The sequence below is a fragment of the Wolbachia endosymbiont of Cylisticus convexus genome, assembly GCF_003344345.1.
In genome coordinates this window covers 18,522-29,003 of the sequence record NZ_QPIP01000015.1, presented here as the reverse complement: position 1 = coordinate 29,003, position 10,482 = coordinate 18,522, and the positions used below count along the sequence as shown (strand labels likewise).

General features: G+C 33.9%; 9 protein-coding genes, 1 other RNA gene and 2 pseudogenes. 4 read left to right on the top strand and 8 right to left on the bottom strand.

From position 1 onward, the window contains the following. Nucleotides 1–106 precede the first annotated feature (106 nt). A complete protein-coding gene (locus tag Wcon_RS02995) occupies nucleotides 107–1,054 on the top strand; it encodes an IS110 family RNA-guided transposase (RefSeq protein ID WP_063630491.1) in 948 nt (315 codons plus the stop codon). Between the two features lie 239 nt (nucleotides 1,055–1,293). Then, nucleotides 1,294–1,446 (top strand): annotated as a pseudogene (locus tag Wcon_RS13290) (IS5 family transposase); the annotation flags it as partial. A 189-nt stretch (nucleotides 1,447–1,635) separates the two neighbouring features. Here Wcon_RS13290 and recA read toward each other — a convergent pair. Beyond that, entirely contained in the window at nucleotides 1,636–2,703 is a 1,068-nt protein-coding gene (recA, locus tag Wcon_RS02985) for a recombinase RecA (RefSeq protein WP_114517169.1), read from the bottom strand. Between the two features lie 119 nt (nucleotides 2,704–2,822). Here recA and truA point away from each other — a divergent pair, with 119 nt between their 5' ends. After that, a complete protein-coding gene (truA, locus tag Wcon_RS02980; RefSeq protein WP_114517168.1) occupies nucleotides 2,823–3,560 on the top strand; it encodes a tRNA pseudouridine(38-40) synthase TruA in 738 nt (245 codons plus the stop codon). 1 nt (nucleotide 3,561) lies between these two features. Here the strand turns inward: truA and dnaN are convergent, their stop codons facing one another. From dnaN to ffs, 7 genes and pseudogenes are all read right to left on the bottom strand, one after another. Next, entirely contained in the window at nucleotides 3,562–4,713 is a 1,152-nt protein-coding gene (dnaN, locus tag Wcon_RS02975; protein WP_114517167.1) for a DNA polymerase III subunit beta, read from the bottom strand. Nucleotides 4,714–4,824: 111 nt separating this feature from the next. Then, nucleotides 4,825–5,322 (bottom strand): invasion associated locus B family protein, encoded by a 498-nt coding sequence (locus tag Wcon_RS02970; RefSeq protein ID WP_047759578.1) that lies wholly within the window; start codon nucleotides 5,320–5,322, stop codon nucleotides 4,825–4,827. Then, entirely contained in the window at nucleotides 5,315–6,208 is an 894-nt protein-coding gene (rpoH, locus tag Wcon_RS02965) for an RNA polymerase sigma factor RpoH (RefSeq protein WP_114517166.1), read from the bottom strand. The genes Wcon_RS02970 and rpoH overlap by 8 nt, the downstream gene beginning before the upstream one ends. A gap of 290 nt (nucleotides 6,209–6,498) precedes the next feature. Continuing rightward, nucleotides 6,499–7,215 (bottom strand): P44/Msp2 family outer membrane protein, encoded by a 717-nt coding sequence (locus tag Wcon_RS02960; RefSeq protein WP_114517165.1) that lies wholly within the window; start codon nucleotides 7,213–7,215, stop codon nucleotides 6,499–6,501. A gap of 339 nt (nucleotides 7,216–7,554) precedes the next feature. Next, a complete protein-coding gene (locus tag Wcon_RS02955) occupies nucleotides 7,555–7,869 on the bottom strand; it encodes a YbaB/EbfC family nucleoid-associated protein (protein WP_179947471.1) in 315 nt (104 codons plus the stop codon). A gap of 21 nt (nucleotides 7,870–7,890) precedes the next feature. Beyond that, nucleotides 7,891–9,365: pseudogene (gene dnaX / locus Wcon_RS02950) on the bottom strand (DNA polymerase III subunit gamma/tau). A 15-nt stretch (nucleotides 9,366–9,380) separates the two neighbouring features. Further along, an RNA gene (gene ffs, locus Wcon_RS02945) (signal recognition particle sRNA small type) lies at nucleotides 9,381–9,480 on the bottom strand. Nucleotides 9,481–9,827: 347 nt separating this feature from the next. On the opposite strand from ffs, the gene Wcon_RS02935 reads away from it, so the two are divergent. Beyond that, a complete protein-coding gene (locus Wcon_RS02935; protein WP_114517163.1) occupies nucleotides 9,828–10,481 on the top strand; it encodes a glutathione S-transferase family protein in 654 nt (217 codons plus the stop codon). The last annotated feature ends 1 nt before the right edge of the window (nucleotide 10,482 follow it).

Genomic DNA, 10,482 nt, shown 5'->3' with positions numbered 1-10,482 from the left:
ATCAAGGTACACTAGCCCTATCTCTCGATACGTTTGAATAGTTGTGTGGGACATACATATGCACCCGTTTACAATCTTAAATTAACTAAAACTAATCGAGGTTATTATGATTACATCTTATCAAAATTTTATTGGCATTGATATCGGAAAATTTAAAAATGTTGCTGCAGTTCACAACCAAAAGAACACTATCAAGTTTGATAATAATGCTGCTGGTTGGCAACAATTGTTTCAAAATTTTTCAAATATTCTACCTAATTCTTTTGTAACTTTGGAAAATACAGGAAAATATGAGCTTGGCTTAGCACACTTTCTGGTTGATAAGAATGTTGCTGTACATCGAGCTAATACTCGCAAAGTAAAAAGCTTTACCTTATCTCATGGAATTTTAGCAAAGTCTGATCAATCAGATGCAAGAGCCCTTGCTCAATATGGATTTGAGCGTTATAGTACTCTATCTCTATTTGTGCCTATGTCAAAAGAACAAACAGCCTTAGCTGCACTTTGTCAACGTCGTGATGACCTTACACAAATAAGAGCTCAAGAGAAATGTAGACTGAAAGCACCTGAAAACGACTATATAAAAGAAAGTTGCCAAAAAACTATTGACTTTTTTAACAGTCAAATAGATGAGCTCAATGATGCCATACAAAAAATTATCGATGAGAATCCAGAGTTAAAAAAGCGCCAAAAAATCATAAGAACAGTACCAGGAATAGGTAAAAAGTTATCACAAGATTTTGTATGCTTGATGCCAGAACTTGGCTACTTAAGCAGGCAAGAAGTTGCTAGTCTTGCTGGAGTTGCCCCGCATCCAAAAGAAAGTGGTAAAGCTATTGGTTATCGCAGAATAAGTGGTGGCAGAAGGAACGTTCGTGAAAAGCTTTTTACATCTGCGATGGCTGCTTCAAGGACTAAATCTGCACTTGGTGCTTTTTATTCTGCTCTCATTGGTAGAGGTAAAAAGAAGATGGTAGTCATAACAGCTCTAATGCGCAAAATTATAGTGATTGCTAATGCAAGGCTTAAAGAAGCAATTAACGCAAATTTTTAAAATCTGCATAAGAAAATAGGTTAATGAATATGCGCGCCACACAAATTTAAAGCACATATTCATTAATCATAAGATCTAAGCAGTGGTAGTTGTTTGATATAAATTTCTTTCTGTAATGAACTAGGGTTTTTATTGCCAAAAATACGTTTTTCAATTGAATAAGAATACAAAACTATAAATAAGAGTTGTAATAAGACTAAATTCAAAAAATTTTAAAAAACATAGTTGATGAGAACTATGAATATGGTATTAAAAAATGGAAGAAAAAAGTTAAGTATGGAACACGGTCTTACATTGAAGCATTTTTCTATAGATTAAAGCAAATATTTGGATTTAGTTTCAAAAATAAATCTGAGATAAATCGAGAAAAAGAATTGCTAATAAAATGCTAATTGCTCAATAAATTTACTGATATTGGCATAACTAAATTTGAAATAGTTACATGAATTTGTCGTAAACCACCACCACATGAAGTGCTATGCAACAAAACCATCCCAGTGCCAAGCACTGGGATAACAAGAAAGGGAGCACTGCGTTTCACATGCATCTGAATGGATACTAAAACTTCATCCTAATCTAAATTAGAATACTGATTCTTCTAGAAGTTGTTCGTGTTCCTCTTCTATTGCGATAGAATCATCGTGATTTTTAAATAAATCCCTGATTTTTGTTTCTATTTCATATGCAATTTCTTTGTTTGCCTTAAGGTAATTTTTTACATTTTCCCTTCCTTGCCCAAGACGCGTATTGTTATATGAATAATAAGCACCTGCCTTTTCAAGCACACCAAGTTTTGCTCCTATATCTATTATTTCTCCAAGTTTTGATATGCCTTCATTGTACATTATATCAAATTTTGCTTCTCTAAATGGAGGAGCAACTTTATTTTTTACAACTTTAACTCTCGTTTCATTACCCGTGATATTCTCTTTATCCTTTATTGCACCAACTTTCCTTATATCAAGTCTTATAGAAGTATAGAATTTTAACGCATTTCCACCGGTGGTAGTTTCAGGGTTTCCATATACTACTCCTATTTTCATACGAATTTGGTTAATAAATATCAATATACAGTTTGCTTTTGAAACTGCAGAGGTTAGCTTCCTGAGCCCATGACTTAGAAGTCTTGCTTGCAATCCCATGTGCTGATCGCCCATATCCCCTTCAATTTCAGCTTTTGGAGTTAATGCTGCAACAGAGTCAATAACTATTACATCAACTGCACCAGAACATACTAAATACTCAACAATATGCAACGCTTGTTCTCCAGTGTCTGGTTGTGAAATCACTAAATCATCGGTATTCACCCCAAGTTTACGAGCATATATAACATCCAACGCATGCTCCGCATCAATAAATGCACATAATCCTCCTTTTTTCTGTGCTTCAGCAATTACATGTAAAGCAAGGGTGGTTTTACCAGAACTCTCAGGGCCAAATATCTCAATTATACGTCCTTTTGGCAGTCCCCCAACACCCAGAGCTGAATCAAGTGCAATCGACCCTGTGGATATCGTGTCTATTTTTTCTACAGGGTTTTGCTTCAGCTTCATTATTGCACCTTTACCGAATGCTTTTTCAATTTGACTTATTGCATTATCTAGTGCTTTTTGCTTATCATTATTTCTTTCTTCTGGGTTGTTTGCCATGGATCATTTATTAACTTGTATAATCTCCATGGTAATTGAACGCGAACAATCTGCCAAGGGTTTTTTAATAACGAAGAACGTTAGTGACCTAAATTATATTAAGATAGATAGACTTTGTAGTGCGATACAAAATAACGATAGAATACAATGGTAGTGGTTTCTCTGGTTGGCAGAAGCAACAACACCCTGCTAACTCAATTCAGGAGACCATAGAAAACGCTATATTTAATTTTAGCGGTGAGAAAGTCACTTTGAATTGTGGTGGCAGAACTGACGCAGGGGTTCATGCTTTAGGGCAAGTTGCTCATTTTGATATGGAAAGGCAATTTGAGCTTTACAGAATAAGAAATGGAATAAACTATCACTTAAAAGCGATTCCTATAGTTGTGCTTGGTGCAGAAGTTGCAGATGATGCATTTCATGCACGCTTCTCAGCAAAAAAAAGATATTATGAATATAGAATAATTAATCGCTACGCTCCTGCAGCTCTGGAAATCGGTTATGTGTGGCAAGTATTTAACCCACTTGACGTAAACATCATGCGTGAAGCTGCTAGACACCTGCTTGGAAAACATGATCTTTCAAGCTTCCGCTCAAAAGATTGTCAAGCTACAAATCCGGTCAGAACAATCGATGATATTGATATAGTACAAAATGGAAGTCATATACACATCAAAATATCTGCTATTTCCTTTTTACATAACCAAGTGAGGATCATTGTTGGCACTTTAGTTGAATTTGGAAAAAACAGAACTAATCCACAAGAAATGCTAAACATATTAAGTCAATGTAAAAGAAATGCCGCTGGAATAACTGCACCACCTTACGGCTTATACTTAGTAAAGATAGATTACTAGCTTAAGTTCTCATTGGCATCACTATATATAGTGCGCTTGAATCATCTTCATCAGTGATAATTGTAGCACTATTACCATCTGACAAGCTAAATTTACACTTATTTTTTATACAGGATAAAACATCAAGCAAATAACGAGAATTAAATCCTACTTCTACAAGAGCTCCATCGTAATCCACCTCTATAGACTCAGTTGCATCACTACACTCTTGGGAGTTTGAATGTAGAGTTAATAAATTCTTTTGCAATGAAAATTTAATGGATTTTATTTTATCGGACACAACAACAGAAACTCGATCTATAACACTAGCAAGCTTACTACTCTCAACAATCATTTGTTTATCTTGAGACGTTGGGATAACGGCTTTATAATCTGGAAAAGTCCCATCTATCAATTTTGATATTAGAATATACTCACCGCATGTGAATTTGATTTTTCTATCTGAAAGTTTTACATTAACCTCATTACAATCACCCAATACTTTCAACAATTCCATGATAGTTTTACGTGGAATGATCACACCAAATTCGCCGTTGATATCTTTAGGCTTATGGCTCTTCATACGTGATAAACGGTGGCCATCAGTTGCAACGCAGTACAGAAATTGCTCATCTGTATGTATATATATCCCATTTAAATTATACCTTGTATCATCTAGCGACACAGCAAACCTTGTTTTAGTCAATAAGTCTACCAAATCTGCACTTAGTAGAGTGAAATTGTATCGATGACCATCTTCTTCAAGGACAGGAAAGTTATTTGAAACTACATTCGGTAAAGAAAAATTTGCATTTCCACAGGATATCAATAATTTTCCTTGATTATTCATTTCGAAATTGACATCCAAATCAGTTGGCAACTTCTTCACTATGTCATATAAAGTATGTGCTGAGATTTTCACTTCTCCTTCAGTTGATACATCTGCAGCAAGTGAGGCAAATACTGAAATATCAAGATCAGTAGCCTTCAGTTTTATGCTGCCATACTGTGCTTTGATATTTATACATGCCAAAACATCTATCGCGTTGCGCCTTTCAACCACTCCACTTACTTTCGATAACGTGCTTAAAAGACTTGCACGACTTACACTAAAACGCATTTGTTCACACACAGTACTTTGTTCTTTGATTCCTACATCTGCAATTTCTGACATATTAATTCTCAAAAATATATTTTAAATGATATTCATATTCTATGTAAAGTGATATCCATATTTTTGTCTGAGAGACAAAACAGCCTATATTATACTTTAGTGATCAATAATTTACTTTGTATGGCATAAGTCATGCATTTTTTGGTACGCTTTTTGAAACCCAAGCAAGGAATAAGTATCATCAACATTTGCTGTTTTTACTTTTCCATTAACTATCATTGATAATCCCTGCTTCATTCTTAGAATCAAATCTTGGTCCGTTTTTGTATTATCTGACCACGCAAGACTTCCCTGTATTATCGGCAATTGATATTTAGCTTTTTTATCAATATTGAGAATTACAGGCTCCTTATTATATTGAAAGCCAGAAGTGACGCTTACCTCATCTGCTTTTTTATCAACGTAACTGATCATTACATACGGTTTGCGATCGGCTGTATAATGTTCACTTTTTTTCTTAGGGTAGGATACAATGTAACACACTTTTTCACCATCTTCCAATGCAGTATACACAAACCAATCTTTATATTTTTCGTTCAGTTGTACGTTACTAACCGATGCAAAGGTGCCTATTGAAAAAAATATTAGAAATACGAAAAGACTACGCATGTAAACCAAGTTTCAAACTCTCTGATTTTATATGTTGTTTTACCTTACTCATCGCTTGCTCAGCCAACTGTCTTATTCTTTCTCTTGAAACACAATATTTTTTGCTAAGCTCGTCCAAAGTTTGAGTACTCTCAGACAAATATCTGCTAATAAAAATGTCTCTTGATCTTTCGTTAAGAGTTGTCAATGCATTGCTTAAAATTGTTTCTTTTAATGCCTTTTCTTCATGATTCTGGTAAGCTACTTCTTGACTGACTAAATTACACGGAATCATATCTTGTAACTCCTTTTTAGAGTCGTCACCTATTTTTATACAATTATTTAACGACTGATCCTTACAAGCCAAACGATAGTTCATTTGTACAACATCTTCTTCAGATACAGAAAGCTCACTTGATATTGCTTTTATTTCTTCGTTACTCAAAGTTTCTCTGTTTGTGTATTGTAAAATTCTTTTTTTCATTTTACGTAAACTAAAAAATAATCTCCTTTGCGCTTGCGTTGTACCTATTTTCACAAGTGACCAAGATTTCAATATAAAGTCTTTTATTGAAGCTTCAATCCACCATACTGCATAAGTTGAAAAACGAAATCCCAAGTCAGGATTAAACTTTTTCACTGCATGCATTAAACCCATATTTCCTTCCATGACCAAGTCCATCAACAATAGCCCGTAGTTCTTAAATTTCATTGCAATTTTTACTACTAAATTCAAATGGCTGGTAATCAACTTGTGAGCAGAAGAAATATCCTTATGTTCTTGCCAATTTTTTGCTAATCGCACTTCCTCTTCTTGGGAAAGCATAGGAAATTTTCGCACTTCAGCAATATATTGCATAAGATTAGTGCTACTATTAACACATAAATTCGCTACTGGGGTCAACATAATAACTTAAATTAAAACTCCATGTATATAATATATTGATTTTTAGTAAAAAATTCAAGCTTTAATTAAAAAAAGCACAACTTTCCATCTAATTGAGATCTTAGTAGCAGTACACTTCAGTATCAGCTACCTGATTAAAATCACTAGCGTGTAACGATAAACGCTATAGTTTAAATAAACAATGTGTCATTCCAGTGTTCAAACACTGGAAATTCACATGTTTTTTTCTAAACCCCAGCACCATAAGCTGGGACAACAAGAAAAAACTGATACAAAACAATAAGAGTAGACTAGAAATTAAATGCTACTCCAGCTTCTGCACCAATAGTACTGTAAAAGACTTTGTGTGCGCCTTTATCAGCAACCTTTTTGCTTGAATCGTCAGGATCTTGTTTTTCTCCATCAAAGCTAGCGCCATAAGAACCAAAATAGCGAGCGCCAGCGTAAAGTTTGATTTCTGGAGTTACGTCATAACTGACACCAGCTTTCGCTTGATAAGCAAAACCAAATCCAGAGTCTTTATCACCAGCAATTTTTGTTGCTAAAGGATTGCTTACATATGCTGCACCAACACCAACACCAACGTATGGAGTGATAGGCATATCTTCGATTGCTACATCATAATAAACATTAACTAATCCTGAAAACGCTGTCACACTGTCTGCAACAGTTACTGGAGTAAATGCTGCACCACTAACGTCGTTTTTGTTTAGTTGTGAGTAAAGTCCCTCAACATCAACTCTGATGTCATCCATTTTATAACCAAATGCACCACTACCAGCCATAAAAGATGCTTTTAAAGGATCTTGAGCGTCGTTATTTTTTTTATACTCAATACCATCAATCTTTGTTTTAAAAGGTAAAACTTCACCATTATATTGCAAACGAACGTAGTAGCTAGTTTCTTCATCACTTATTGGACCAATAGGATCTGATGAAAAAGCAGAGTTTGATAGGCTTAGCAACGTCACTAAAGCAGCTGCTGAAAAAAACTTTTTATAATGCATAATTGCCCTCGTTAAAAAAATTAAAATTCCACTTTAGCAGTCTAAATGATAACTAAAGTTAAGTCAAGTGCTAACTTAATAACACAAAATATTCTATATCTTAACTTCTTTTCAGAAGAATACAAAGGCTTTATTAATAAATAAATAGAATTATATGACTTTTTTCGTTCTTGGTTTTCACTTCACTAGTCTTTTTATCTTCTGCTTTGTTTTTACCACTGTAACTTGCTTCATGTTCATGCAGTAATGCAAATATGCTATATTAAGAAATACTAGCACTAGAAATAGTAAAAAGAAAATACTTAGTTATTACATCAAGAGAAATTTCAGTAATACAGATTAAAAAGGAAGTTTAAATCCAGGTGGTAAACCCATCATACCTGCAAGATCAGAAGTTGCATTTGCCATATCCTCTTCTGCTTTTTTAATAGCATCATTAAACGCTGCTGTCACTAAATCTTCTACTATATCTTTTTCTTCATTTCTCATAAGCTCTAAGTCTATGTTTACCTTTTTAGCTTTATAGCTACCTATTTTTATAACTTCCACTAATATAGAAACTTTGCCACCACCAGAAATACCTTGAAACTCTTTTCCAATATATTTTTCTTGAGCTTCCGCAAGCTTTTTTTGCATTTCTTGCGCTTGCTTCATTATTTGACTGAAATCCACAACTTACTCCTTATTCTCTACATTAACCACCTTTGCACCTTTAAACGCATCCAGTATACCCTTAACTGCAGGTGCATAATTTAAATTGCTCACTTCCCTGTTCATATAACTCGTATCAACTATAATAACCCACTCCTGCTTAGTAGCTTGATTTAAGTAATTTTTCAAGTCATTACAAAAATTACTATTCAACTTAGATACAGCTTTTAATTTTAAATACCCAAGTCTACAATCTATTAATTGTAGATTACTACACAGTTGTTTGTAAAGATAAATTTGGTTACTCTGCCTTAATAACTGCAAAACCTTATTAAAATCATAATTTTGTTGCTGTTCACTTCCTATATTACGCGTATTTCCCTGCTGTATACTCTGCGAAAGAACTTTCTTGATCACCTGTTCCGGAGAAGGCAAATCAGAAAGATAACAAAGGCTAATTAACATCATTTCAGCAGCAACCTCATTGCATGTTGAAACTTTTATATCTTGAATACTTTTAAGCAACACCTTCCACAATCTCGAAAAAATATTAAAGACTTCTTTGTACTCAAGTCTTTTACTCTGCTCTTCTCACATTCTGTATCAATCTCTTTTGTAATTAAAAAACGGCACACTAACTGGATTGTTTGCAGCAGATCTTCAAAAATATTGAGTGAGTTTGCTGTCTTTACCGCGTTGTCGAATACTGACAAAGCCTTCTGTAAATCACTATCTAATACTGCTTCCAGTAGATCAAATATAACGTTTCTGTCTACTAGACCAAGTATGTCTGTAACACTTTGAGTGGATATTGTACCATCTTTGCTATATAGCACTGCTTGATTCATCAAAAATAAAGCGTTACGCATTGAATTACTACAGTGGTGAGCAATTAATTCCGATGCTTCTTTTTCAATAAAATAATTTTCTTTTTGTGCAATATCATTTAAACGCCCCACTATCTTAGCTGCAGGAATGTTATGTAAGTCAAACCTTTGACAACGTGCAATAATAGTTATTGGTATCTTTTTTATTTCTGTAGTTGCCAGAATAAACTTTACGCTAGATGGTGGTTCTTCTAGAGTTTTAAGTAATGCATTAAATGCACTACTAGATAACATGTGTACTTCATCTATAATGTAAACTTTGAATTTAGAACTTATGGGTAAATAGCAAATATCTCCTAAGATCACTCTAACGTCCTCAATGCTAGTGTGACTTGCTGCATCGATTTCAACTACATCTGGATGACTTGAATTTTTTATCGCCAGACAATTTGCACATAATCCACAAGGTTCAAAAGTTGGTCCCAATGAACAATTCAAACATAAAGCTATTATTCTTGCAGTAGTAGTTTTACCAATCCCACTACTGCCAGAAAGTAGTATAGATTGTGGAATTTTGTTGAGAGTAAAAGCGTTTTCTAGTATACGCACCAATATATCTTGACCTACTAAATCTTTAAAGCTACTAGGACGATATTTTAATGCTATGTTCATAGCCCAGAATAAAAAAAATAGTAAAATAGGTATGCAACCCAAAAAGGTTCTGATATGGTTGCTTCATTTCTGACCTGACCAAGTTACAGAATTTTTGCCTGCATACCTTATAAAAGGTTATACTTTTTTTTTATTTAGCAAGGTATATTCTATATCAGCTCGATAGCTTGATATGTTAAATTTCGTACACTGTTACTTTCAAATAAACAAAAAGTTAGTTGTTATGCAAGTTATTATAAGATTGTCGCTCCAATGTTTATTTATGCCATTTCAGCGTTTATTTATGTCATCCCAGTGCGTGACACTGGGATCCAAGTATAAAAATATTTGGAAATTATGCAATGGACAATGGATTCTAGGAGTATATGTTAAAAATAATGTCTATAATGAAATAAGCTGGATTTCAGTGTCAGCTACTTGCATGACAACCTATAGATACTGGGACAACAAAAGAGGAATATTATGATTTTATATCATTTTCCTCTTTGTCCATTTTCACGAAAAGTTAGAGCTCTTCTCAAGGAAAAAAAGCTGAGTTGCGATTTGGTATACGAAAATCCATGGGAGAAGCGGAATGAATTCATGAAGATTAATCCAACTGGACAGGTACCAGTGCTTATGGATAACAACCTTATTATAGCAGATAGTAACGCTATTTGTGAATATTTAGAAGAGACTTATAGCAGCAACATCAAACTGCTCGACTCTTCTACTGTTATTAAGTCTAAAACACGTGCTTTAATTAACTGGTTTGACAATAAATTTTATAATGAAGTTACTAAATATGTCATAAACGAAAAAGTGATAATTAACCGCAGCCCTGACTCTAGGTTTCTTCATGCAGCTCAACATAACCTATCTTACCATATAGAATACATTGAATACTTAATTAGCAAAAATATTTGGCTTGCAATCGATAAGTTCACTTTAGCCGATATTACCTTAGCATCGCATATTTCTATAATAGACTACGTAAATAGTTTTCCATGGGAAAAAAGTAAGATTTTAAAAGAATGGTACTCCATTGTTAAATCAAGGCCTTGCTTTCGCGAAATATTATTAGAGAGAGTTTTTGGCTTAACTCCTCCTAAACATTATGCTGATCTTGATTTTTAAC